This is a genomic window from Calothrix sp. PCC 6303 (assembly GCF_000317435.1).
Taxonomy (GTDB): domain Bacteria; phylum Cyanobacteriota; class Cyanobacteriia; order Cyanobacteriales; family Nostocaceae; genus PCC-6303.
The window spans coordinates 1,469,772-1,495,344 of sequence record NC_019751.1 but is presented as its reverse complement, the minus strand read 5'-3'; the positions used below and the strand labels follow the sequence as shown (position 1 = coordinate 1,495,344).

Genomic DNA, 25,573 nt, shown 5'->3' with positions numbered 1-25,573 from the left:
CAGGGGAGAGGGAGGAAATGCAAAAGGGCTGAATATTGTCTAAATTCTCCACACCACAGGGCTGCTTGGATTTTAGGCTAACTCAGCATAGCAATCAACAGTAGCTACCAAGGGGCTTGAATATCAGGTATTAGGGTGGAAATGCAACTGACATTACGAAACGTAAACAACGTGGCAAAATCCGATAGTTACTATTCTCAACTAGATGTAGTATACTTTCACGTTGCCTACTGGATAGTTATTTTTACCTTCTGCCTGGGTGGAGAAATCGGTTGAAGTAAGTGCAGTCGTGGAAAGAGGAAACCGAAGGATTGATTATGAAAATTATAGTTATTGGGGGAGGGGCAGCTGGTTTTTTCGGCGCTATATCAGCAGCGAAAAATAATCCCCAAGCGGAAGTTACACTGTTGGAAGCGAGTCAGCAACCTTTGGCAAAGGTGCGGATTTCTGGGGGAGGACGTTGCAATGTTACCCATGCTTGTTTTGAATCAAAAGAGCTAATTCAGCATTATCCGCGAGGTGCAAAAGCTTTGCTGGGGGCTTTTTCTCGCTTTCAACCTCAAGATACTGTAACTTGGTTTGCAGAGAGAGGTGTACCATTAAAAACCGAAGCTGATGGCAGGATGTTTCCTATTACTGATGATTCGGAAACCATTGTCAATTGTTTGTTGAAGACGGCTAAATCTACGGGAGTGGAACTAGTTACAGGAGCAGTGGTAATTGGTGTCAAACTTGTGAGTGAAAATCCTTCCCAGTTTCAGGTAACGCTAAAATCAGGGGAGAAACTGAGATGCGATCGCATTCTCTTAGCAACGGGTAGTAATCCGGTTGGTTATCGGATTGCCCAGGAACTAGGGCATAAAATTACACAGCCTGTTCCCTCTTTGTTTACTTTCAACGTTCCAGACGAAAAGCTGCGAGAGCTTGCTGGAGTAAGTGTAAATCCAGCAAATCTGCGTTTAACTATTCCGGGTTATCCCCAACTAGAACAAAATGGAGCATTATTAATTACACATTGGGGTTTGAGTGGTCCAGCTGTCTTGAAACTTTCAGCTTGGGCGGCGAGAATGTTACACGAAAAGCACTATCAAGCAAATTTAACAGTTAATTTGACACCGCACCTGAAACAAGAAGAAGTTAGACAAAAATTATTAACGGCAAAAGTTGATTTTCCCAGAAAAGCGATCGCATTACATCGCGGGATAGATTTACCTCATCGTCTCTGGCAATATTTAGTTTTTCGTGCTGGAGTCACATTAGACACTCGCTGGGCTGAATTATCTAGTAAAGTCTTAAATCACTTAATACAAGATATCAATCAAGGACAATACTCGATTCATGGAAAAGGAGTATTTAAGGATGAATTCGTCACCTGTGGAGGGGTAAACCTGAAGGAGGTAAATTTTAAAACCATGGAAAGTCGGGTAACTCCCGGTTTATATTTCGCTGGGGAAGTCCTTGATATCGATGGAGTCACGGGTGGATTTAATTTTCAAAGCGCTTGGACAACATCATATCTAGCAGGTTCAGCTATGGGAACAGGGAACAGTGAATAGGGAATAAAGTTGATAACTGCTAACTAATAACTGATTTGATTTGTGACACTTCAGCCAACTGTCTACCGTGATTCGTGTCTTTCGCAATAGGATTTGACGCAAATATGGGATTTGTCGGGTTTTAGAAATAACTAATTTGGCACATCAGAAGAAACTGCCAAACTCACTAACTTAGAAAATGAGGGGGTAAGTTAGTTTAAATACATACCTGCTACTGCTCTAAAAGATTATTTCTAAAGCTCAGGTTGCGTCCCAATCGTAGTATTATCGATGACTTCCTCATTACAGTATCGCCCACTTCCCCAAACAGAGCAATCTCAACCTCTATCTTTTCCATATATCGAAGAAGCAACCATTAAACGCGCAAAAGAAGGAGTTGGTTTCGCACGCGATCGCCAAACTAATGAAATGATTAATACAGCGTTATTATCTTTGGCAGCGGAAGTAGATGGAGCTAGCAGCAGTAAAATTAGTGGTGGGATTCGACGTGGAATAATTCGCACTTTAATTCATAGTTTATTCCGCATCAAAGTTGAATTTCCAGAAAGGGTTCCCAACACACCTGTAATTGTTGTTGCTAACCATCTCAACCATCTCGATCCGTTTTTTCTCCTTTCCGAATTACCCAGCAATCCCTTCTTAAATATCTTGGGTGATGCTCGCACACTTTATAATACTTCTTGGAAACGTCAGATTTTGAAGTTAGCTAAAGGTGTAATTCCCTTAGAACGGATTTGGAAAGAGGAAGTTGCAGTGGTTGAAGCGGCTAAAAATGGACGCACAGACTTAGCTGATTTGGCAGCAGAAATCACAGCACATGTTCCCAAAGGTAACTCAATTGAAGGAATGCGGAGACTTGACCGAGTAATTCAAGCTACACTGAATCGTGGTGAGGCAATCTTGCTATTTCCCGAAGGAAAACTAGGTAAGACAGAAGGTAAGCTATTACCCCTAAAACGTGGTGCAGCTATCTACGCTATTCGTTCAGGAGTTCCTATTCTACCTGTTGCACTCGTGGGTACCCACGATCTTTACTTCCGTAAGCAAATAACCATCCGCTTTGGTGAACCTTTAGTAGTTTCCCAATCCAACAGACCTAAATCACAACAGGTTGATGATGTTCTTCAACAGATTCAGGATGCGATGGTGAATATACTACCACAAAATTACTCTGAAGCTTTAGGAATGAAACCATTCCGCCGTTTTTTAAACCATCTTTTTTGGTAGTTGATTGTTTATTATTTATTTTGCCAACACTTGGAAGCGAAAATTACGTTGAATATTTTGCCAAACTTGTAACGCAAGAACGAATAGACCAAAAAGCTGTCGAATTTGGTATATTTGCAATTCCAGCATTTGATTAACTTGTCGTAAGTTAGCAATATTTTGTTGACGAATCATAATGAAGCTAGGGGCAATACGAAGTACAGCAGATGTGTTGCGTTCAGCTATCACCAAAATATTGTTGATATTAGTTATTTTTTGCTTCAACAATAATATTCGCCAAGCTAGATATAACAGTACGAACGATAGCAACATATTAAAAGTAACTACAACTATTAACATAGATAAAATTCAATAAAATTAACAAAGTCTGGGGTTTAATTCCCCTGTCTTTACAGGCTGCTGTCTTACAAAGTTAAGTGGGGGCACGTTTGCTTCCGTCGGATGACCCCGCAAAGCTGCCTTATAAAATACCCGTTACAAAACGTACTCATTACTCGTTACTTATTTTTTAATAGTCCTAGTATATATTGTTCAACAATATAAATAATTTTCTAAAAAAGAAATATAGCTTTACTAAAAGCTGCTTTATATAGATGTTTTTTTGGTGAAGTTTGTAGGTAATAACTTGTGGTTATACATGCAAAATGTCAGCATTGGGGGAATTGGGTAAATTTATGTAGACTTGGATGCAAGTAAATTTACTTTGACTTACAAAAAGATGGTGTAATAGCCTACCTTTTGTCATCTGTAGATCTTCATGCCCAATAAATGCTTTTAAATTTTCCCTCAGTTAACACTAGCGAATTTCTTAGATCAGAAGTTCGCTTTTTTTTGTTTTCCCAGAAATGAAAGGGAACAGGTTAAATAGTAAACGGGTTAATTCGCCTGTGATTGCTTAGGCTATCTCGCGCAATGTTGGGCAAGAAAGAACTTTCACAACCTACTCATATTTGTTCAAATTGCGGTTATACAACCGATAGGGATGTTGCAGCTGCTCAAGTAGTTCTAGTTCGAGGACTCAAGATGCTTCTGTAGCCTTGCTTCCCGTAGGGTGAGTAAATTCATTGGAATCCCTGAGAAGCAAGAATCCTCGTACCTTTAGATGGAGGAGTGTCAACAAGGTCTGATTAAGGTTTATCATTAACAATAGGTGAGAATCTTCAGAAATCTGACTGGTTAACCTACGGTATCCTGAAAGTCATCAGCTTGGTTGTAAACCGTACATTATGTAAATCTATAGTTAGTTCTGGTGATGACCTCCGGTTGACTTTAGCTATATTCCCAGGAAAGACTAAAGCCAACGACTTACGTACCATAAGCTTCCCATAAGCAAAAAAGTGAAGTATTTCTGGGGGATGGAGTCAAATAATACGAAAAGCTCTTGATTTTTAGTCAAACCTGGATCAGAGTAGAAAGATTTCCCAAAGAAGTAATCCGAATAGGACTAGATCACTCATAATTTAGGTTGATTGGAAATTAAGAGCCTTATGACAGAGTTGGAGCGCTATTACCGAGTATTGGAATTGGAGCCTGGAGCAAGCCTTGATGAGGTTAATCAGGCTTACAAAGATTTGGCGTTTGTATGGCATCCAGATCGTATTCCCCAAGAAAATGAACGCTTAAGAGAAAAAGCAGTAAAAAAGCTGCAAGACTTGAATGAAGCGCGGGAAAAACTGCGATCGCTTAAAGCTAAATACCAAAAAAGTGTCTCTCCCAAATCGTCTACCTACCAAGCTAAAACCAGCACGTCCCAAAGGTCATCAGGATCGCGTACAGAATATTCACGCACAGAACCACGTAGGGAACCACCACGTTCAGAACCACCACGCACAGAACCACGTAGGGAACCACCACGTTCGGAACCACCACGCACAGAACCACGTAGGGAACCACCACGTTCGGAACCGCGTGTGGAACCACGTTCAGAATCTTACATGGAGCAGAGAGCAGAACCTGCAAAACCTAGCGATTTAAGTGGCAAGGACTTTAGCCAAGCAAATCTCAGCAATAAAGATTTATCAGGTCGAAATCTCAGTTACGCTAATTTGAGCAAAGCCAACCTCAGTGATACATTTATGCACAAAGCTATTTTGCGGGGTGCAAATTTATCTGAAGCAAACCTCTTCCGTGCCAACTTGCTACTGTCGGATATGCGTGAGGCTAATTTACGTTCTGCAAACCTAATTGGTGCCGATTTGAGTGGTGCTGATTTACGAGGTGCAGACCTAACTGGGGCGCGGGTTCGTTCAGGCGATCGCTTATTGGTTAAACTGATTGGTGCTAACCTCAGCGGTGCTATTATGCCTGATGGTTCAATTCATGAATAGTTAATCCTAACCCAAAACCTTATCCTTCAAAACTCGCGCAAATTGCTGAATTTGCCTAGCACTATTTTTGACTAAACTCAACATTTTAGGCATTTCAGCACTGATATATTCTACATTAATTTGATTCATTACTTGTCGAATTTCTACAGGCGGTTCTGGATAAAATTCTTGGTAAAGACTAATTAATTTTAATAATTCATGAACATATCTATTCACATGAATGACATTACCAAGTAATAAATTTGCCGAATTATTAATATCTTGAGTTTCATTACCTCCAATTCCATTTTTCGTATTTACTTCCTCTACTTGAAGAAGAGACTGTAAGTTGTTTTTGACAATTTGAGATTCTTCTTTGAGCTTTTTGAGTTGAAATAGAGTGGATATTTGAATTTGTGAGTAAGCTAATAATAATTGATGGACATCGACAATACGATAATTATCTGTTGTAGATTTAATCATAACAGATTCAGCAATTTTTTCTGAGTCTCCCGCTATAGTGTCAAATGTAGATTTAATGACAATAGGCTCATAAATTTGTTGCGAATCTCTCGCTAAAATTATTGGTATAGCATCAACTATTAAGACTTCTTCCGTTAGCGTCAAAACTTTTGGCTTGAGAATATTGTACAAACTTTCAATATCTCGCTCTAAAAATAAGCCTAAACTATAAGGACGACTCATGAATTCAAAAAATATTCGCCGAGATATCATTCCTTGGTAATGGTGATTTCGAGTGATCATTACTCCTGGAATTAGGGAATTTTGCTCAAATATCTTAATTAACTGTTTCCCTATATAGTTATACTCAATATTAACTTCCCACAAAGGTAAGTTTCCTAAATTTGAGTCGGGAGTCAGATTTAGTTTGCTGAGATTATCCATCTGTTTAATTTTTCGGCAAGAACAAAGCAGTTTTGATTAGAGTATTCCAAATAAAAAAGTGCCAATTGTCATTGCGTAAAGCCTACGACATACAACAAATCCATTTATTTCTTGCAACACTCTGATAGCAAAGACACTTTTATTTCTAAATTCTGCTCTAAATTGCGAATAAAATCTTGTTAAATCCGATACATTTGGTTATAAATAAATAATTTCAATTGCTGATGTCAGGTCATAAAATAAACATTCGGGAAAGAAAAATATCAACATCTTTTACTTCCATAGTCTTAGAGATAATTTATAAAGTAAACCTTAAATTTTTCGGGTGTATTAAAGCAACGCGTAACGGCTACATATCATCGGGTCACATATCCAAATCCTGAGACAGCCGTAACACACCCTACTTAATTTTAGCAATCATCATTTTTATCTTGACAGACTACAAAATAGATAAAAAGGCAATAAATAAGCTTTATCCTTGCCGACTTCTGAGTTAACTTCCTTCATGCACCAGAGAAAATGAATACAAAATCATCTTACATAACTAAAATCAGCGCACTCACAATTTTGCTCATCATTCAAAGCTGTTCATCTTCCAGTAAATCAAATCATACTTCTGAACATGGAACATCTCACTCACAAGTGAGTGAAGCTAAAAATATTTCTCAACCACATCAACAACATGATAAAAACCACACAACCTCAGTTGCAACTAAATCAAAATTGACAGTTCCTGAGAAAATTACATCAACTCAAGCTGTACCAATTGTGATTGATATTCAGGATAAAGCAGGGAAAAGTATTGATAAGTTTGATACTGTTCAAGAGAAGCAAATGCATCTAATTATGGTCAGTGATGATTTACGATTTTTCCAGCATGTTCATCCAGTTTACAAAGAAAATGGTAGGTTTGAAATTAGCCCAAACTTTTCAGCACCAGGAAACTATACACTTTTTAGTGACTACAAACCAGCGGGACAGAATGAACAGGTTGCGGTACAGAAAATCACAATTCCTGGTGAAGTTCCTATACCCAAAGATTTAGAAAAATTCAGTAATATTAAAATTGTAGGTGACACAAAAATCACTTCAAATTTATTGGAAACTAATTTAAAGTCTGGTAAAGATCTAAAATTGAATTTTGATTTACAATCAGTGGCAAAAAAACAGTTAGTTAAAGATTTACAACCATATCTAGGGGAAAAAGGACATTTATTAATAGTAAAGAGTTCATCACCTTTGAGTCAAAATGATTATATTCACGCTCACGCAATCAAGGATTCTCCCAAAGATAAAATTCAGTTTTCAACAAGTTTTCCTCAACCAGGAACCTATAAGCTGTGGTTACAATTTAATCGAGGTGGAAAGGTAGATATTGCTGATTTTTGGGTTAATGTGAAGTGAACCATCGGGTCTCTAGGGAATTATTTTTAATTTTCTGTAAACCTGGATAAACTACTAGAATCAGCATCGAGAAATAATGTTGTCTGTGCTGTATTTCTAAGAATTGAAGCTGGACAATTTGAAGTAATTGCACCTTGTAGCATCTGTTGAATAATTTCAGCTTTGCGTTTACCTGGTGCCAAACATATAATTTTCTTAGCTTGGCAAATCATAGGAATAGTAACAGTAAAGGCATATTGAGGAACATTTTCTAAACTAGTAAAATCTCCAGAATTTAATTGCTGTTGACGGTTGATTTCATCTAGTTTCACCAATTTTACATAATGGGTATCCTGGAAATTAGCCACTGCTGGATCATTGAAAGCTAAATGTCCATTATCACCAATACCCAATAGACATAGGTCTATCGATTTTAGCTGCAATAGTTGAGAATAGCGAACGCATTCCGCCAAAGGTTCTAAAGTATCCCCTTCAATATAGTGAAATTTATCCGGATTCACTCTTTTTTCGACTTTTTCGCGCAAATATCGCCGAAAACTTCCTGGATGCTCTCCAGATATACCTAAATACTCATCTAAATGGAAACAAGTAATTTTTGACCAATCCAAATTACCTAAGCTAATCAATGCATCCAAGAATTTAAGCTGTGAGTTTCCTGTGGCTAATAATACCCTAGCCATCCCCTGTTGTTTGATCACATCACTCAAATACTCAGATGCGATAGCAGCAGCATCCTTGGCTAATTCAGCATCTGAATCGTAAACATTTACCCAAAGATCATCAATTCGGAAATTTTGTTTTGCAGCTGGCATCTAAATTCTTCTTGTCAAGCAGCAGAACCATTATAGTTGTGTATCAGGAAATGAAACTGTTATTGAAGGTATCCTACAACTGAAAATATCCAAAAAAATGTAAACTAATGTCATCAGCTTAACAATTATTCATATAACCTCTGCCCAATGCTAACAGCAATTCTGTTTGACTTAGATGGTACCCTCGTCAACACTGATCCTATTCACTTTCTTGCTTGGCAGAAGATGCTGAGTCGATACGGAATAGATATTGATGAAGCTTTTTACAAATCCCGCATTAGTGGAGGTTTGAACCCAGAAATTCTTGCTGATATTTTGCCACAGCTATCACTACAACAAGCTGAGGATTTTGCGGAAGAAAAAGAAGCAATGTTTCGGGAAATGGCATTGGAATTACAGCCAATTGAAGGGTTGAGTGAGGTAATCGCTTGGAGTCGTCAGCACAAATTGAAAATTGCCTTGGTAACTAATGCACCCCGTGCAAATACTTGTTTTATGCTGGAACTATTGGGACTTGAGGATACATTTGATTTAGTTATTTTAGCAGAAGACGAAGCAGCAGCTAAACCCGACCCCACACCTTACCAGGTCGCCCTACAGCGTTTGGGGGTTAAAATTGAGAATGCGATCGCGCTGGAAGATTCACCCTCTGGAATACGTTCGGCTACAGGTGCTGATTTACGTACAATTGGGGTAGCCTCCACCCATGAACCTCAAAAACTACTGCATTTAGGTGCATTTATGGCAATTTCTGATTTCACTGACTTGGAGTTTTGGGGATTCTTAACCAGCGAGATGGCGGATAATCTAGTGACTGATAATACTTAATTAGTCCTCAGCACTGAGATAGATTTCCTCCCAAAATGGGAAGACTAACTTTACAACTAAAGCGTCAACCCATATAGCGATGAATATTCAGTCTTTTCGACCAAATAGATGGTGGCATTGGATTCTGGGAACTCTGATCATTACCACAGGATTGACTAGTAGTGCCTTAGTCCTACTGATGCAATTACCACAATCCAATTGCCATTCAGAATCCGAATCCACAAATACCGCATCAGCACGAATCTATTGTGCAATTTCCTCTGTTGATGAGCATAATCCGGAGAAATTAATACGCGCAATTCAACTCATTCATGGAATTCCTAAAAGTAATCCATTGCGCTCTAATAGCGATAGATTAATGACACAATGGTCACAAGCATTAATCGGATTAAGTGAAGAGGCTTTTCAACAGGGAGACTTAACTAAAGCTATTGAATTAGTTGAGGAACTTCCAGATAATGTAAAAATAGACCAGCAAGTGCCAGATAAAATTAAAGAGTGGCAATCCATTTGGTCGGAAGCAGAAGATATCTATAAAACTGCTGAAGCCATTATGAAGGAAGATGAATCCAAAAACTGGTATGCAGCAATAACTAAAGCTAAAGAACTTAAAGTTATTAAGAACGAATATTGGTCAAGTACCAAATATCAACAACTATTGCATCATATCCAAGGAATTAAAGAAGCAGCAGAAAAGCCAGAATCTAGGGAAAAAGTTGCTATTAAAAAAGATAAAGAAAACTCAGATGATGTCAATATAGTCGCTACAGAACAGGAGAAAGAAGACTCGAATCAACTTAAAAAAGCTCGTAATCTTGCCCGTTCTGGAAAAATCAATGATATGCGAAATGCATTAATGGAGGCAAGTATGGTTATTTCTGATGCACATTATCAAGATGCACGCGCATTTATTAAGGATTTAGAAACTAAGATTGCTATGAGCGAAGACATTTTATATCTAGCAGAAGCGAAAAAACTAGCAAGTAAAAAAGATGACTTTTCTTTAGAAATGGCAATTAATGAAGCTAGCTTAATCGGAAAAGAAAGACCCCTCTACAAACAAGCAAGTCAACATATTGAAACTTGGAAAAATCAGAGAAAGCAAGGAGATAATTATTCTAAAAGTAAGCTAGGTTTTTCTGATTATGTTCCCACTTCTTCCTCAGATATTCTTAGCAATAAAAATCAGTCATCTTCATCAGCATCAAATCTAGAAACAGTGGATATTTTTTCATCTTCTCCTGATGTTTCTGTTAATGCAGCAGATACAACCACGTTCCAGTTAGAAAAGATAGAAAGTGAAGTAATTAAGGAGAAAAAAAATTAACTTTTATCTGGCTACATAGCTGTTAATGACTAATGTTAAGATGCATCTATCAAATTTTTAAATAAACCTTGTTGACATTGAAATATAGAATTATTCTAAAGATAATTAGGTAAGTATAAATAAAATAAACTATGTAACGAAATGTAAATTCAACTCAAAGTCTTCTTACAAAGTGTTTACCAATATTAAAGCTATTTTTAGGTAAATAGCTTCATTCTAAAGGTTTAGCCGCCAGTATACTCACTGATACGACTTTACCCTTAGGGTGTTAAAAACATGATTTAACCTATTGATAATAATTCTCTATAGTGGTTATAGAGTTTTAGCTTGCGTATGAAGATGCAAAGGAGAATATCGCTTGAAATACCTATAAAACAAGCTTTTTTTGTATTTACAATATTAAAGGCTATATTTTTATTGTTAAATACTTGCATTTATTTTCAATTTAGGCTAAAGTCGAAATAATAATAAATTAGCTAGTATACTTCGGTGTAAATAGCGCAAAGTTGCTGGTGTCGCTTTCCGTCCCGTCAAACTTTGTAAGGAAACTAACCATTTATTTTGGTTGAAAGTCTTACAGATAAACAATTTTTCCTTCTGCCTTCATATACCAGGACTGAATTTAGGCGAAGATACTACTCAATTGGAATCGGATGCATCTATCGACAACTAGCTTCTCACAGGTAGATAAAAGGTAAGTAGGTGGGTGTAAAAAATTATCGTTGTGGGGAGTGAGTACTGGTCAGGATTTGAGGGTATGTATTCCGTAGCTATCAAAGATTTAGTTAGGAGATGTTTGAAAAGTCTTACTCTTGGCATCAAAGTGTTCTGTATCCTCCTAATTCCTCCGATAAATTGGGGGACTTTGATTCTAGTTCCCCCTTTTTGAAGGTAGGGGGGATCTATAACTGCCTAAGATGACAGTTAAACACTTTTCAAATAACCTCTTAGATGGCTGATTTAATATCAAGTAGTTATGCTTATATAAAGGTATTTTCAGCCTGCCTTGTGAAAGTTTTGAACCCAACCCAACAGCACTTACCCAATAATCTCTATACTACTAATTAGTTATGTATATGGCTATATCAAAATCTAAGATAGCATACGTAGTTCGAGAGTAACAGTTGATCATAATTGTTTTGATAAAATCTCTAAAACTCTCTCTCAAGATAGATATATAAAAAATCAATTATGACGAAAAATCATAAAATCATGACATCATCAGGATTAAAGAAATTTGGGAAGAATATTATAAAAACATAGTCTCTATACTAAAAACGTTTTAGCTAAATTAAAATATGGAGAATCTTTGGTATATTTTATACATTTAAAGTCTTTTTAAGAGTTATATAAATCTAGTTTAATGACATGGATACATTCTTTTGTTCGGATAATTCGCGGGAAGTTGGAGAAGAAATTATTGGTACTGCAACTAATAACCAAACATATATTTTAGTTGAATGTCCACAACCTTGGATGTCAGAAGCCTTTAATTCTAAATGGGTGCCGAGTAATTTAAAGCTTTTGGTGGAAGAAGCGAAACAGGCAAGATTGCCAATTAAGTTTTTATTGATTGCCAATGATATTACTCACAAGAGTAATCGAACTACACTTTTGATTTATCAGCGCAAAGAAGGTTTAGGTAGCGGTTATTGTAAGCAAGAATTCAGTTTGTCAAATATTGAGCAAGTAGCACCAACAATTAGAAAATGGTTGTGGGGTGGAATACCTAATTTTGCAGTAGAAGCATCAAAGAGTCGAGATATTTTAATTTGTTCCCATGGTAGTCATGATCGTTGCTGTGCGCGATATGGAAATCCTTTGTATTTTCATGGAAATCAATTAATTTCAGAGTTGAAATTAGATGATATTCGGATTTGGAGAACAACTCATTTTGGTGGACACAGATTTGCCCCAACTTGTATGGATTTACCAGAGGGAAGATATTACGGTAGGTTAGATATTGATAGTTTTCAATCAATTTTGACTCGGACTGGTGATGTTAGCTGTCTGAATCAGGTATATCGGGGTTGGGGAATTTTACCCAACGAAATTCAAATTTTGGAACGAGAATTAATCTCCTATTATGGCTGGGATTGGTTCCAGTATAAAGTGGCTGGGAGAATCATCGAAGTCAGTGCAGATAAAAATCATATATTAGCCGAACTTACATTTGAAAAACCAGATGGTTCAATGTATTGCCACCAAGCACAATTAGTGAAAGACGATGCTAAAACTGTAGAATTACAAAGTTCGTGCAATACAACCAAAAAATCATCTTCTAGTCAGTATGCGATCGCTAAATTATATCCGGTCTCTGAACCCGTGTTTGCAGCAAAAATTATCGAACACCAAGCTGTAAAATCTAAAATTGCTTAATCTATTCCCAATTACCATAGAACAGGTGTATTATATTATCTAATTGTATTCCTAATCTAAAATCCCATGCCAGAACAACAGCAGTGGAATTTAGTCACAACCACACAACCACCAGAATATTTTCAGCAGTTGGTGAAGAAATATACACCAAATTCTGATGGTAAATTTGCTGCACAATTATTTTGGCAACGAGGAATTAGGGAAGAGAATCAACTAGCTGCTTTTATTAATCCCCAAGTTTATCAACCATCGAATTCATATGAGTTTGGGGAGGAAATGCAACTAGCCATCCACAGGTTGCAACAAGCTAGAAATAACCATGAAAAGGTGACAATTTGGGGCGATTTTGATGCTGATGGCATTACCTCTACTGCGGTGTTGTGGGATGGATTGGGGCAATTTTTTACACAAAAAACTCAGTTAAATTACTACATTCCCAACCGTTTGTATGAATCTCACGGCTTGAATATACCAGGAATTGAAAGGTTAGCAGTCCAGGGATGTAAGTTAATTGTCACTTGTGATACTGGCAGTACGAATGTTGAGGAAATAATTTATGCTCAAGAATTGGGTATAGATGTCATAGTTACCGACCATCACACCTTACCATCACAACGCCCTGCTGTTGCGGCAATTATTAACCCGCGCTATTTCCCCAAAGAACATTCCCTCCACCATCTTTCGGGTGTCGGTGTTGCCTATAAGTTAGTTGAAGCCTTGTATCAAAGTTTGCCAGATATTCCTCAGCAACCCCTAGAAGAATTATTAGATTTAGTGGCAATCGGTTTAATTGCCGACTTGGTACAACTGAGTGGTGATTGTCGATATTTAGCGCAACAAGGTATCAATCGTCTGCAAAACGACTACAAACAACCTCCAGAAAAACGTCGTCGTCCTGGTGTAGGAAGACTTTTAGAATTATGCCAGCGTAGTGGTGATCGACCAACTGATATATCCTTTGGATTAGGACCGCGAATTAATGCGGTAAGTCGGATTCAAGGAGATGCTAGTTTTTGTGTAGAATTGCTTACGAGCCGAGAATGCGATCGCGTGCAAGAATTAGCTGAGATAACTGAACTAGCAAATTCCCGTCGCAAATCTTTACAGAAAGACATTGCCCAACAAGTTAACCAAAAGCTATCACAACTAGATTTATCCACCACCAGTGTAATTGTTTTAGAAGATTCCCAATGGTCGCCCGGTGTATTAGGATTAGTAGCAGGTCAAGTTGCCCAAGAAACAGGTAGACCAACAATTTTATTAAGTACAGAACAGAATAATTCTGATGCTGCCATCCTCGCCCGTGGTTCTGCCCGCTCCATCAACTCGGTGGATTTGTACCAACTAGTCAAAGATCAAGCGCATCTATTACACCGATTCGGTGGACATCCATTCGCCGCTGGATTAAGTTTACCAGTTGAGAACATCCCCATCTTTGCCCAAGCTGTGAATCAGCGGTTACGGCAAACATTAGCGGGTGTTGACTTAGTTCCCACAGTCCAAGCAGACTTGGTGGTGACAGTTGCCGATTTAGGTAAAGAATTATTTCTAGAAATGAAATTACTGGAACCTTGTGGTATGGGAAATCCAGTTCCCAAATTACTAATTAAAAACTGCTGGTTTGAAAATACCTGGCATCGTAACCAACAGGATTCAGCAGGGAAAAAAATTCAATATATCAAAGCCGAATTTGATATCCGCGATCAATCTACTAAAAACCCCTTTCCCGGAGTGTGGTGGGGACACTACAAAGACGACCTACCAGTAGGATATTGTGATTGTATCGCCGAATTAGACTACAACAGCTTTAAAAAACGTTATGAAATCCGTTTAGTTGCCGTTCGTGCTGCGGAAAACTCCACATTTAGCAATTCAAATATGACCACCATCCTTGACTTGCGTAATTTAAGCGATCGCAAACAGCCACAACCCAGTCACCAAGACTCAGAATTGAGAATCGAAACCTGTCCCACAAGTTGGGGAGAACTCAGAATATGGATTATGCGTTCGCGTAGCGTTTCCTCTGGAGAATCGCATTATACACACAAACCTCTATCCCTGGCTTGGTCAAAACCCCAACCCCAAACCCCAGAAGCTATTTGGTACACCCTCGTTGGGTTAAGTAAATACCTCAGTCGCACAAATACATTAGTCACCCGTGTACAAATCCTCACAAAACTCGGTATCGGCGACCAAGCATTATTTATCGGCTTACAAGCATTAAAACATCTAGGTTTTACAGTCACCAATCAAGACCGTTTTTTAGTATTTAATCAAACATCAACCACAGAATCAGAATTAGCCAAACCACTAGTCAAGCAATTTTTAGCCGCAGTCAAAGAACAGCAATTCCAACAACAATACTTTGCTGAAGTTCCCTTAACTACAATTCAATCTTTTGCTACTAAAACTATCCTGGATCTTAGATTCAGTACTACATAAAAGTACAAGATTGTAGCGACTATCTTAGTTGTGTGTACATCGTAACTCTGAAACGGAGAGGGACAGCTTTGAAACCAGTTACATCTGTCAGAATTTTTTCCATACTCACCCCTTCGGTCTGTATTCACAGCGAAACTTCTGCCTCTGCCAAACTGTCATATCCACGTCTGCCAAACTCCCGACATCAGAACACTTTGGCTGTATAAAATAACTCAACCCTGCCCAAACAAAACTACGCCCTAAATCCAACCCAGTTTTGAACCAAGACTCATAATTACCGGGAATACCTCGTTCCTTAACGATTTCTGGTTCAACCCAAATTCCATGGGCACCGAGAATAATTTGTCCCATCCACAAAGCACGGGGTAAATGGGTTGGAGAAGTAATCAATTTAACTTTATGCACACCCCAACTCTGCAAAATCGGCAAACTGTAATAAAAGTTTTCAAATGTTGAATTAGCGCATCTTTCCAACCAAGTATTTTGCAGATTAACACCTTTCTCCTGAAAAATATTCACAATACAAGGATCCTGGGAACCCTTAGAAATCAGAATTGGAATATCCGGGTATTGTTTTGCCAGTTGTGCAACATGCACCTCCCGCTGGATACTACCACCCATAACAAAGAAAGCACTTGTAGACTTGGAAGATGCCGAAATTAAAGTTATAACGTTAAATAATAACCATGCACATAGGAGAAGACACAATCCCTGTCGAATTCTCTTTAATAATCCCCACTTTATCTGTAGACTTTTCAGCCTCGTAGTTAGCAACCCTTGGTTTATTTTGCGTTTCATATGTCAGAAATAGCTGATCAAAATTAATTATGCTAACTTTGAGTAGTCATGCGGATAACTTATTTAAGTGCTATCTTATATAAAATACGTCGGTTTGGGTGCGGGAAGACACTGAGTTTCTCTGTCTTGCTTGACCACTACCTAATCATGATCAAAATCGGCATCTAAGAGAAAAATGTTGTAGAAGTAACACAATTTTTACAACACAGTTCTGAATAAATTTTTTCGGTTAAGAATAGCTGAGACAAATATAAAGACTTATAAGTTTCGGGTTTTCTCGAAAGCTGATTGCTAAACTGTCAACAACACTAAAATTCCAGCTGATATACATGAACCAATCTGCGAAACGTCACTCGCCACTGCAAGTAGCATTGATTGGTGGAGCAATTGCCTCCACGGCTCTGTTTTCGGTATTTGGTCCGGCTTGGTGTCGCTCTGTGCGTGCTGCTCTCCAGGATAGCCCGAAAGCAGTGGTTGACCAAGTGTGGCAACTTGTAGACCGCGAATATGTAGATGGCAAATTTAATCAACAAAACTGGCTTGCCATTCGCCAAAGCTTGTTGAGCCGTAATTACACTTCTCGTGAAGAAGCTTACACAGCTATTCGTGAAGCGATGCAGAAATTGGGCGATCCTTACAGTCGGTTTATGGATCCCAAGCAATATGAAACTTTAACTAGCCAAACTTCCGGGGAGGTGTCGGGGATTGGCATTCGGATGGAATTGAATGAAAAAACCAAAAAATTGACTGTTGTTGAGGCAATTGATAACTCTCCAGCCCTAAAAGCCGGTGTGAAATCAGGGGATGAAATTGTAGCAATTGACGGCAAACTAACCAAATCCATGAAGGTTGAGGATGCTTCCAGGTTGATTCGCGGTAAGGCAGGAACTCCCATAACTCTCAAATTGGCAAGGCAGGGGAAAACTGCATTTGACCTGAAATTAACTAGAGCAACAATTGAAGTACCGACAGTACGTTACACCCTCAAACAGGAAGGTTCCCGTAAGATTGGCTACATTAGATTACGTGAATTTAGCGCCCATGCTTCTGACCAGATGCGTCGTGCTATCCGCGATCTGAATGCTCAAAATGTCAATGGTTATGTACTAGATTTACGTGGTAATCCTGGTGGATTATTACAAGCCAGTATCGAGATTGCTCGGATGTGGATGGATGACGGTACCATTGTTAAGACAGTGAATCGTGTTGGTTCCAGTGATGAAAGCAAGGCAAACCGCACTGCCCTGGCAAAGCAGCCTTTAGCAGTTATTGTTGATGGAAATTCAGCTAGTGCGAGTGAAATTTTGACAGGGGCACTCAAAGATAACAAGCGTGCGGTTGTGGTGGGTTCCCAAACCTTTGGTAAGGCTTTGGTGCAGTCAGTTCATGAGTTAGCTGATGGTTCTGGTGTTGCCATTACGATTGCTCATTACTACACTCCCAAGGGAACCGATATCAACCACAAGGGAATTACACCTGACATCAAGCTAGATTTGACAGAAGCACAGCAGCGTCAGTTAGCAGCTAATCCTAATTTGGTAGGGACAACAAATGATCCTCAGTATGCAAAGGCGTTAGCAGCTTTGTCGGGAAATAGTTTTGCTCAACCTATAACTAATTCAACTTCTCAAAAACCCAGCAGTGGGGCAATGAATTTGAAGTTGTAATGCCGAAGGTTGGGATTTTGAGAGATATCTCTCTTTCCCAATCCAAATAAATTTTGTTGCCAATTGGGTAATTTAAGATTTTGGAATGGGAATACTAGTGTTAGTAATTCCAAGTCCAAAGTCTTTATTTGTTTTTATATATATTATGAATAGTTATAATTCTGAGCAACCGCATCAAACTGGTGAATATTTACCAATGTGTTCGGTGGTAATACCTATTTATAACGGTGAGGTAGATTTACCCGAATTACTCACATGTCTTGTAGCCCAAACCTATCCCAGAGATAAAGTCGAGTATTTACTAGTAGATAATCATAGTAGCGATCGCACTCTGGCTCAAATCCGCTCTGCATCTGAAAATAGCCCCATCACCATTCGTCCCTTGAGTGAAGATCAAATCCAAAGTTCTTATGCCGCACGTAACACCGGCATTCGCGCTGCCACTGGTGAAATTATCGCCTTCACTGACGCTGATTGTCGTCCACAACCTCAATGGCTCAAATCACTAATTCAGCCATTTCTAAAGCCAAATATCGCCCTAGTTGCCGGAGAAATTACTGCATTACCAGGAGACAGCTTTTTAGAACAATTTGCCGACCGCCAAGAAACCCTATCACAAAAACACACCCTTGCCCATAAATTTTATCCATATGGACAAACTGCTAATCTAGCAATTCGCCGCATTGCCTTTGAAAAAGTTGGGTTATTTCGTCCCTACCTTACCACTGGAGGAGATGCAGATATTTGTTGGCGAATTCAGCAAGAATATGTCGGTAATATAGAATTTGCCCCAGAAGCCATTGTTCAACACCGTCATCGGGCTACCTTCAAAGAATTAGAAAGCCAATGGAGACGTTACGGTCGTTCTAATCGATTTTTGCACGAATTACACGGGGTAGACTTAATGCCGAAAATTACCCTGCAAAAATCCAGCTACGATTTAGGACGTTGGTTAGTCAAAGAAGTACCAAAACACAGCATCAAGATTTTATTGGGGAAAGCTTCAGTTGTGGATTTACTCCAAACCCCCATCGGCTTATTCACAGCAAATGCCCGTTATCGTGGACAACATGATGCCAAGTTATCAGAAAATGCCAGAAATATCGATTGGATGTAGGGAGTGAGGGGAGACACCTACAACACATAAGCGCAATTAGGATTTATTGTGGAATTATAACGCTAAGTTAAAAAGTAAGTAATGACTAATAAGTATGTTGTGTAACGGGGATTTAACAAGGCAGCTTTGCGGGGTCATCCAACGGTAGAAAACGTTCTGCCGTCATTAGGCAGGAGACTTAAACCCCCAAACGTGCTTAAACAGGCTTTGTCTCTCACCTATCATCCCCTCAACTTGATGATTAGTAGTTTTTAGTCGCCAAATTCCGCTAAATTGGAGTAGATAACTTTAACAGTTATCAGTTATTCAGTCCCCACCAATTGGTGGAAGACTCTGGCGACGGGTTCTCACCACAAACCTGATAACTGATAACTGATAACTGATAACTGATTTAAAGGAAGTTTTCGATGTCAGCACAATTGTTACTGGTAGATGATGAACCTGGATTACGTGAAGCCGTGAAAGATTATCTACAGGAGAGCGGTTTCGGGGTTCAAGTTGCCAGTAATGCCCGTGAAGGCTGGGATTGGATGCAACAAAATACACCAGACTTGGTGATTTCTGATATCATGATGCCCCAAGTTGATGGTTATCAGTTTTTGAAGCAATTACGAGATGATACTCGCTTCAAAAATCTACCAGTGATATTCTTAACTGCAAAAGGTATGACAGGCGATCGCATTCAGGGTTATCACGCTGGTGTTGATGCCTATTTACCAAAACCATTTGATCCTGATGAGTTGGTGGCAATTGTGGAGAACTTGCTAGCGCGTCGCAATTCCAATACCATCACCATTGGGGAGGAAGGGGAAACCCCTGATATTGCCGAACTTGCCAAGCAAATAGCTCAAATCAAATCACTACTAACACAGAAAAACGCCATTAACCAAACACCAGCACCATTCACAATTGATTTAACTCCCAGAGAACAAAGTGTTTTAAATCTTGTGGCTGAGGGTTTAATGAATAAGGAAATTGCCCGTCGTCTCGATACTAGTGTGCGGAACGTAGAAAAATACGTCAGTCGGCTATTTAGCAAAACAGGAACCAATAGCCGTACCGAGTTAGTTAGGTTTGCCCTAGAGCATGGTTTAGCTAAATAGCTCAAAATCTGTAATCAAAGTTAATTAATGATTACAGTCTATTTGTACTGATCTAAGCTACCCATACTGGAGTGGCGAGAAATAATTTATTTGAATTAGTAGTATTTGAGATTTTCGTTTTCTCAAAGTGATGCGAAAAATAACCCTGAACTATAAAGTCTTGTAATTTCGCCAACCTTATCCTGATTTACGGGAAAGGATCAAAATATCGGTTAGTAGGCACCCAGAATGCATTTTTGAGCAAATAGACCAGATGTGAAGGCTGTACTGTAGACTTTTCCTTGGACATTCATCAGCGGACTTTCTCAGACGCTGCTGTGGATTGATAACCCTTGTAAGCAAAATATTTGTATTTTTATTTTCACCTTTGAGAGTATTTTTTGCCGCGATTTGAGGATTATCTATGTCATAGCTCCGTAGAGTCAAGGTTCTCGTAGAGTGGAGTAACGTTGGATAAAATGCCTTGCAGATAATTACATCAGCCAGCTTAACTTTTGTGATTCGTGTGTGATGGTGGAGCAAATTTTCCAAATTTGTGACTATTTTTGCTCAATCATCAAGAGCAATTTATTGACTTTCACTACTGAGCATTCTCAGTGAAGTTACGAAGGCGCATGAGTTGTCTTCGCATCCGTGGAGAAGCCTTAAACTCTGATATTTCAACTGCCTTGACTGTGGTGTGCAAAGTCTCCACGAAGTCATCTGAATCACCAATTAATGCATCTAATAATACTTGTAATAGTTGATCTCGATCACTCAATAAACTTTTTTCTTCAACTAAACGAAATTTAACGTGAATTTCGCACTCGTAAACACCGACTTGCTGATTATTTACTTGACAGGGTAATGCTTTAGAATTCATAACCTTTCAGATCCCTTAACTTGAGTATTCTTCAAAGTGAGCAGCTATCTTTCAAGCTGAAGTTTCTTATATACTTTCCCAATCCTGGAAGTGAATTTAGAATCCTTCCACTCATATTGTGTTGTATTCCATATTGCTCCCCTTTTCGTTTTTTCGCTAGACTTTTTGCCTAGATTTTTCCTTTCTTCCTCCAAATGTGCCCAATGTTTTTTATGTGAGCCATAACCATTATTCAGTTTTTAAGACTCCATACAATGAAGTTTGTGTAAGAACTTGCGATTCTGTTTCACATCAACTTGATAATCCAGTTAACACTAGGTTTTTTGTAACTAGAATAATGGTATTTACACGTAGGTAAATTCTCTGAATATATTGGGGCTTAATGATATCCAGAGCGAGTTAGAACGGTTGTCAGTGAAATCACTAGATGTATGATTTTTACAATTAATAAAACATGGGGGGGTAAACACGTAAAAAAAAGTGAGAAAAATTTATCTCCACGACGATAACACAGACTTTGCTTTTAGAACATTTCAAGCAGAGTATATTATACAATCCGATAAATCGGGCAAATTTGATGATTTATCTGAAAAAACAAGAATCTTTTGCTTTTGTCCAGAGAAAAAAGACCATAATTGGCAATTAGTAGTTCCCTGATTCTGAAGTGTCAGAGAAAATAGGGAAACCAATTAAAAGAATTCCCAATTCGCGGGAAGCAAGCCTAAAGGTATTACGTTTTGCGACGAGGATTTAGACCTAGACAGAAAACAGCCCAAAGTAAGTGTAGCCGAAGCCTCCACTTAACTTTCTCAGAAAGCTGCCGTCGTTGATTGCTGGGGAATTAGACCCCCCAATGTTGTTAAAAATTCAGGGGTTGTGAGAATTTTAGAAGATTCAAGCTGCAAAATCGAGTTTACAATGGTTGCAGAGTTAGAAAGACCTCGCCGCTTCACGGTGGGTGAGGTTACTTCTGCCTGAATTTGTAGAAATTAATCCTGATCCAACCAGACTCCATATGGAAAACGCGACGTTGCTCAAGTCCACAACCCGACACATCCGCATTTTTGCGGCTAAACTTGACCAGGATGGCGAATTAGTACCTAGCAACGAAGTTTTGACTTTGGATATAGATCCAGATAATGAATTTAGTTGGACTGAAGATGCGTTGCAGAAGGTTTATCGTCAGTTTGATGAACTGGTAGAAGCATCAAGTGGTGTAGACCTAACTGACTATAATCTACGTCGGATTGGTTCTGACTTAGAACATTTAGTGCGATCGCTTCTGCAAAAAGGTGAAATTAGTTATAATCTCAACGCTCGTGTTGCTAACTACAGCATGGGTTTACCTCGTATGGAAGCTGAAAGCAGTTGATTCTGTGCTTTTTATCGGAGTTAGATTAATACGGTTCGCTTAAATATCTTGATCGGAAACTTTGAACCACATCAGCCGTAGGGGTAAAGCGCATTGCTAAACCCCTACAGTGTGGTCTATTTACCTGCTTGGGGGTTTAAGTCCCCTGCCTGATCTAAATCCTCCTCACAAAACAGGCTAATTACTAATTACTCATTTTTGAATATCTGCATATCTTGACTTTTAATTTTACTCTCCGCAAGACCTGGTATAAAAGCAGCACTAGGGGCGGAAATTGAGACTGAGTTGATGGAAGTATTGATATATGTCTCAGTTTTTGATTATGATCGACAATATTTAGCTTTAAATTAAGTTTTTGGATGCACAGATTCCGATAAACTAAAAACAGTCCTATGCTATTTGACGTTTCGTGAATGATCCATTGTGGAATGGTTAGGTTCGCCCCAGGCAACTAAACTCTAACGCGATAATCATCATGACATAGTTATAAGTTTACTTGATGAGGCTGTGAATTTAGCTTAGTATATTATTCCTTAGGAAACTGACTAACTGTTAAGACTAATTCCATCTGTAAACAGAAAAATCACCCCTGGGAAGCTACACACTACCTAGCTAAAAGTAACAGCGGTCTACAGTGCCGCTACTAAATCCTATTACAAAAATTGCCAATTTTGCCGATCGGTGCGAAAACTATGGAAAAAGACGCGGCAACGCTCTATTGCCCGAATGAAAATTGTCAGGCTGACAATCGACTGAATGAGAAATTGTGCCAGCGATGTCAGACACCTCTGCTGAAGCGTTATCTTTGGGTAGCTGGTGAGAAAAAGGATTTGGGCAAAGTTGGAGAATTATTAGCCCAGCGTTACTTGATTGTTGGTAAATCCGTCGTTTTAGACACTAAACCAGCCTTAGTACCCCAGGTTCCGGAACTAGAAAATTTGCAGTCCTTAAGAGCCTATTTGAGACTGTTTCCTTACCGTCTGAATGTACCGCAAGTTTATGGAATATTGGCAATTTCTGAAGGTAATTCCCATCAAGAAATCCTACTTTTAGAAAGACCCCCGTTGTTACTAAATCATCTCCCCGAAGAAGTAAAGTTACAGGACACTTTAGCATTAGCTTGGCATCAAGCCACATCAATGCGTCAACTGAATTGGTTGTGGCAAATTGCCCATCTTTGGCAACCTTTGGCAAGTGAAGGTGTAGCCTCAACCTTACTCAACCCTGCTTTGTTGCTGGTGGAAGGGTCGTTAGTTCGCTTATTGGAGTTGCACTCAGATGGCGAAAAACACCCAAACCTGTCGGATTTAGGCTCGTTTTGGCAAACGGAATTATTGCCCTATGCCAAAGATGCGATCGCGTCCTTTCTCGGTGCCGCTTGTAAAGGTTTAATTAACGGTAAAATCCGCTCTGGTGAGCAGCTAGTTGAGATTTTAGATCAAGGACTAGCAGAACTCGGACGCAATTCCCAACCCAGTACCTCCTCAAAATTCGCAACGTCTGTAAAAATCGTCACACAATCAGACCAGGGACCAAGCCGTCAACGCAACGAAGATTCTTGCTATCCCAGTAGCGGCACAATTATTGACAGTGGCACCTCTGAAACACCTTTAGCCATAGTATGTGATGGAATTGGCGGACATGAAGGTGGGAATGTGGCATCAAACCTAGCCATTGAGGTAATTGAAAAGAAAATTCAAGAAATTAACAGTCATTACCACAGTGACATAGACCCGGCAAACTTGATTGCCGAATTGGAGCAAGCCGCTGCCATTGCTAACGATAGAATTAGCGAGGAAAACGACAGCGAAGGCAAACAAGGACGGCAACGCATGGGAACAACCCTGGTAATGGCGTTACCAGTGGCACATGAGATGTATATTACCCATGTTGGAGATAGTCGCGCATACCTAATTACACACCAAGGCTGTTATCAAGTCACCCTTGATGATGATGTGGCAACCCGTGAAGTCAGACTAGGCTATGCTGTTTATCGTGATGCCATACAGCAAGGTGCCTCCGGTTCCCTAGTACAAGCTTTGGGTATGAGTTCTAGTAATTCTTTACATCCGACAGCACAAAGATTTGTTCTGGATGAAGACTGTGTATTTTTGCTTTGTTCTGATGGGTTGAGCGATTTTGATCGAGTTGAACAATATTGGGAAAGTGATATTTTACCCATATTGAACGGGAAAGCTGATTTACTCGGTGTTGCTAATCGTTTAGTGGAAATTGCCAACACTCAAAATGGTCATGATAACGTCACAGTTGCATTAGTTCATTATCAGCTACAGTACCATGAACCAGAAAACGCGATCGCTGCTACTGCTGCCGAAATCATCACCGATACCAACTCCAAATCTACCGCTAGTCGTTTGTATCCCAGAAATAATCAAAACACTAAAGTCATTCCCGATACATCTCGCGCTTCAGCCAATCAAGCCCCAAAAATGCCCCTACATTTGCTTGCTTTGGCGTTTGTCGTTGGCAGTGGTTTAGTAATTGGATATCTTTGGCAACGCAATTTCCCCTTCAATCCAATTGGAACTACAGCACCCGCAACTACTTCACAACCAGCGAATTCAAGCCGCAACAACCGCAATTCATCCCCAACCGCACCACCAGAAGCCTTTATTAAACTGCAAAACCCAACGCCCTACAGTACAACCCAAAATCCCTTCCAACCCGCCGCTAACCTACCAAGTGGTACTATCCTGAAAATACAAAATGTGAATTATAATAATTCAAAAAACGAAGGTGACAAGTCTACGGAGCGAATTAAAGTCTACATATGCCAAATTGCAGCAGATGATAGTAGCGTAGAGCCATCAGCTTCTGAGAATGCAAACTCAGGTTCCAGATTACCCCAAGGTGAAATCTGGATTGAATCGGCAAAACTAAAATCAGTCTTGGAACTGCCTAGAGGTGGCAATAATCCATGTTTAGAAGCAAATGGTAATCCAAATACCTCAACTCAGCTAAACTCCCCCAGAAAATAGTTACCCAGTCCCTTATGAAAACAATGACAAGAGCTATTACTAGTGAACTACCACACACTGACCTATGCCTGCGGCAGGCTAACGCCAACGGTACAGTGTGGGCTTCCCAATTCATCGGGAATAGCCTCACTCCGTAATTCTATTAGTCTGACATTCCCTCCAAGGGCAGGAATCCTGGTTCCCAAGACCCAAATCTTTTACCCTGAGCGAAGTCGAAGGGTTTTCTTGCAACATATACCTCCACCGCTTGGTTTTCGCTTATGGCATTGATGGTCAAGATTTCAATATCCTATCAAAAAATCCTGGGGATTCTTCATCTATCTCATAGATAATATTTGAAAAAACCTTGACCCTGAGCGAAGTCGGAACCAAGTGTACCGGAGGTAAAGGGTCAAATGTTCTCCGCCCTCACTCGGCTACGATTTCGGTTTTTCCCGCCTTATATCCCGCCACTGATTCGGATTACCA

General features: G+C 39.3%; 18 protein-coding genes. 13 read left to right on the top strand and 5 right to left on the bottom strand.

All coding sequences use genetic code 11. From position 1 onward, the window contains the following. Positions 1-317 precede the first annotated feature (317 nt). Together CAL6303_RS06185 and CAL6303_RS06180 are read left to right on the top strand one after the other, a co-directional pair. Positions 318-1,556, top strand: coding sequence for an NAD(P)/FAD-dependent oxidoreductase (locus tag CAL6303_RS06185; RefSeq protein ID WP_015196994.1), 1,239 nt, complete (start codon positions 318-320; stop codon positions 1,554-1,556). 270 nt (positions 1,557-1,826) lie between these two features. Beyond that, a complete protein-coding gene (locus tag CAL6303_RS06180) occupies positions 1,827-2,783 on the top strand; it encodes a lysophospholipid acyltransferase family protein (protein WP_015196993.1) in 957 nt (318 codons plus the stop codon). A gap of 15 nt (positions 2,784-2,798) precedes the next feature. Here CAL6303_RS06180 and CAL6303_RS06175 read toward each other — a convergent pair whose 3' ends face one another. Further along, positions 2,799-3,122: a hypothetical protein gene (locus tag CAL6303_RS06175; protein ID WP_015196992.1), complete on the bottom strand. Its 324-nt coding sequence runs from the start codon at positions 3,120-3,122 to the stop codon at positions 2,799-2,801. Positions 3,123-4,270: 1,148 nt separating this feature from the next. Between CAL6303_RS06175 and CAL6303_RS06170 the strand changes: the two genes are divergently transcribed. Further along, complete coding sequence (locus tag CAL6303_RS06170) at positions 4,271-5,110, top strand: pentapeptide repeat-containing protein (protein ID WP_015196991.1); 840 nt, start codon at positions 4,271-4,273, stop codon at positions 5,108-5,110. Between the two features lie 6 nt (positions 5,111-5,116). On the opposite strand, the gene CAL6303_RS06165 is transcribed toward CAL6303_RS06170, so the two are convergent. Further along, complete coding sequence (locus CAL6303_RS06165; RefSeq protein WP_015196990.1) at positions 5,117-5,995, bottom strand: histidine kinase; 879 nt, start codon at positions 5,993-5,995, stop codon at positions 5,117-5,119. Between the two features lie 519 nt (positions 5,996-6,514). Here CAL6303_RS06165 and CAL6303_RS06160 point away from each other — a divergent pair. Then, positions 6,515-7,399, top strand: a complete 885-nt coding sequence (locus CAL6303_RS06160; RefSeq protein WP_015196989.1) for a hypothetical protein — start codon at positions 6,515-6,517, stop codon at positions 7,397-7,399. A gap of 26 nt (positions 7,400-7,425) precedes the next feature. Here the strand turns inward: CAL6303_RS06160 and CAL6303_RS06155 are convergent, their stop codons facing one another. Beyond that, positions 7,426-8,211, bottom strand: coding sequence for a glucosamine-6-phosphate deaminase (locus CAL6303_RS06155; RefSeq protein WP_015196988.1), 786 nt, complete (start codon positions 8,209-8,211; stop codon positions 7,426-7,428). 147 nt (positions 8,212-8,358) lie between these two features. Between CAL6303_RS06155 and CAL6303_RS06150 the strand changes: the two genes are divergently transcribed. The 4 genes from CAL6303_RS06150 (at position 8,359) to recJ (ending at position 15,187) form a co-directional block, all read left to right on the top strand. After that, a complete protein-coding gene (locus CAL6303_RS06150; RefSeq protein WP_015196987.1) occupies positions 8,359-9,039 on the top strand; it encodes an HAD family hydrolase in 681 nt (226 codons plus the stop codon). Between the two features lie 178 nt (positions 9,040-9,217). Continuing rightward, positions 9,218-10,366, top strand: a complete 1,149-nt coding sequence (locus CAL6303_RS06145; protein ID WP_144051008.1) for a hypothetical protein — start codon at positions 9,218-9,220, stop codon at positions 10,364-10,366. 1,368 nt (positions 10,367-11,734) lie between these two features. Further along, positions 11,735-12,745, top strand: coding sequence for a sucrase ferredoxin (locus CAL6303_RS06140; protein WP_015196985.1), 1,011 nt, complete (start codon positions 11,735-11,737; stop codon positions 12,743-12,745). A gap of 66 nt (positions 12,746-12,811) precedes the next feature. After that, positions 12,812-15,187, top strand: a complete 2,376-nt coding sequence (gene recJ / locus CAL6303_RS06135; RefSeq protein ID WP_015196984.1) for a single-stranded-DNA-specific exonuclease RecJ — start codon at positions 12,812-12,814, stop codon at positions 15,185-15,187. 105 nt (positions 15,188-15,292) lie between these two features. Here the strand turns inward: recJ and CAL6303_RS06130 are convergent, their stop codons facing one another. After that, the gene (locus CAL6303_RS06130; protein WP_015196983.1) at positions 15,293-15,985 is read right to left on the bottom strand and encodes a YdcF family protein; all 693 of its coding nucleotides are present in this window, start codon (positions 15,983-15,985) and stop codon (positions 15,293-15,295) included. Between the two features lie 329 nt (positions 15,986-16,314). Between CAL6303_RS06130 and ctpB the strand changes: the two genes are divergently transcribed. The 3 genes from ctpB to CAL6303_RS06115 all read left to right on the top strand — a co-directional run bounded on the left by ctpB (position 16,315) and on the right by CAL6303_RS06115 (position 19,872). Then, positions 16,315-17,652, top strand: coding sequence for a carboxyl-terminal processing protease CtpB (gene ctpB, locus CAL6303_RS06125; RefSeq protein WP_015196982.1), 1,338 nt, complete (start codon positions 16,315-16,317; stop codon positions 17,650-17,652). 145 nt (positions 17,653-17,797) lie between these two features. Continuing rightward, the gene (locus CAL6303_RS06120; RefSeq protein WP_041740298.1) at positions 17,798-18,769 is read left to right on the top strand and encodes a glycosyltransferase; all 972 of its coding nucleotides are present in this window, start codon (positions 17,798-17,800) and stop codon (positions 18,767-18,769) included. Between the two features lie 407 nt (positions 18,770-19,176). After that, positions 19,177-19,872 (top strand): response regulator transcription factor, encoded by a 696-nt coding sequence (locus tag CAL6303_RS06115; RefSeq protein WP_015196980.1) that lies wholly within the window; start codon positions 19,177-19,179, stop codon positions 19,870-19,872. Positions 19,873-20,452: 580 nt separating this feature from the next. On the opposite strand, the gene CAL6303_RS06110 is transcribed toward CAL6303_RS06115, so the two are convergent. Further along, entirely contained in the window at positions 20,453-20,734 is a 282-nt protein-coding gene (locus CAL6303_RS06110) for an Npun_R1517 family heterocyst differentiation transcriptional regulator (RefSeq protein WP_015196979.1), read from the bottom strand. A 1,015-nt stretch (positions 20,735-21,749) separates the two neighbouring features. On the opposite strand from CAL6303_RS06110, the gene CAL6303_RS06105 reads away from it, so the two are divergent. Both CAL6303_RS06105 and CAL6303_RS06100 read left to right on the top strand, forming a co-directional pair. Then, positions 21,750-22,106: an NAD(P)H-quinone oxidoreductase subunit M gene (locus tag CAL6303_RS06105; RefSeq protein ID WP_015196978.1), complete on the top strand. Its 357-nt coding sequence runs from the start codon at positions 21,750-21,752 to the stop codon at positions 22,104-22,106. Between the two features lie 692 nt (positions 22,107-22,798). Continuing rightward, positions 22,799-25,105, top strand: coding sequence for a PP2C family protein-serine/threonine phosphatase (locus CAL6303_RS06100; protein WP_015196977.1), 2,307 nt, complete (start codon positions 22,799-22,801; stop codon positions 25,103-25,105). Positions 25,106-25,573: the final 468 nt, after the last annotated feature.